Below are 1,284 nucleotides of genomic sequence, written 5' to 3'. Positions count from 1 at the left end.
GCCCGGTCGACCTCGTGGTCGTCGCCGTCCCGGCTGAGCACGTCCCCGATCTGGACACGACGAGCGTCGCGGAGAAGGCGACCGCCCTCGAAGGGTGCCTGGCCGCACTGGAGTTGTGCCGGGGTCTGCGCCAACTCGTAGGTGGTGTCGGCGTCGGATCGGGTAGCGGTCATCGCCACCACGGAGGCCAGGAAGTACAGAGTGGCGGAGGCCCAGATCCAGGCAGCGCCGCGTCGGGCACGCACTGTCATCACGACCGTCGTCAGCAGCAAGGCCCAGGCCGCGACTACCAAGGCCGTCGGTGGATCGGCCCAGGCGGGGCTGGGGATCCACCGCTCCCAGCGCCAGGGGCCGCCGAGAAGAGTGGGAAGCATCCCCAAAGACGTGCCGTGATGCAGCAGTTCGGTGGACATCGAACGGCCGTATCCGGTGATCGGTGATTCGACAGTGGTCAGATACACCGGAATCCAGATCGCGAGCACGGCGGCGCAGGCCGTCCACAGGAGTCGGCACTTCGTGATCGCACTTCGTATCGGCGTTCCTTCACCTTGTGTGCGTAAGTACAGCACCAGGAAAGCGAGTGCCACGAACGGAACGAGCACCGCCTTCTCGAAGAACAGCAAGGAGACGACAAAAACCGCGGTGCCCGAGAACACGTAGCGCACATGCCCGGTGCGGTACAGCTTGATTGCGTCGCCGCATGCCCAGGCCAGCGCGATCTGGAGCGGCAATGCATTGAGCGCGGCTGCCCACCACGAGAACGCCGGAAGCGTCAGCGGGACGAAGAGATACAGCATCAGCGGAATCAACAGCGCCGGTCGCCAACCAAGGACCAACCGAAGAGTGCGCAGAAGCGCCAACGACGCTGCGGCCTGACCGATGACGAGCAGTGCCGCCGACAGCGCCCAGTTGTACGGCGCGACGCGGGTGAACAACCCGGTGAAGAAGAAGGCCGCGGGCATGAAGTGACCGTCGTGGTCGTAGAGCAGGAGTTCGCTCGAGAAGAGAGGGAAGCGTCCTCCGCGGCCCATCAAGATGAGGTCGTCCCAGTAGAAGTAATTGCTCGCGGCAACCCAGGCACGAATGACGAGCTGACATCCGATCAACACGAACGCGAGTTGCGCGACCCGTTTCGGGGTGAACGTCAGAGTTGGCTCGGGCTGTGGAGAAGTCATCGACGGCCATGCTTCCAGGTGTGTCTCCCCGAGCCGGCCGGCCGCGGCGTCGTCGCCCTGCTGAGCGACTGGTTCCCGAAGACGACCGGCGAGATCGTCCACGTGGACG

The 1,284-nt window shown here is 64.9% G+C and carries 1 protein-coding gene and 1 pseudogene; one reads left to right on the top strand and one right to left on the bottom strand.

Annotated features, from left to right (window positions below; translation table 11 throughout):
* A partial coding sequence (locus ABT116_RS47255) for a hypothetical protein (protein ID WP_351647547.1) occupies positions 1-1,175 on the bottom strand: 1,175 nt, incomplete at its 3' end.
* 27 nt (positions 1,176-1,202) lie between these two features.
* Between ABT116_RS47255 and ABT116_RS47250 the strand changes: the two are divergent.
* Positions 1,203-1,284: pseudogene (locus tag ABT116_RS47250) on the top strand (enoyl-ACP reductase FabI); the annotation flags it as partial.

This window comes from Streptomyces sp. NPDC002130, assembly GCF_040296465.1.
In the GTDB taxonomy this organism is placed as follows: domain Bacteria; phylum Actinomycetota; class Actinomycetes; order Streptomycetales; family Streptomycetaceae; genus Streptomyces.
Note: the sequence above shows the minus strand (reverse complement) of the source record. Positions and strands in the feature narration are given on the sequence as shown.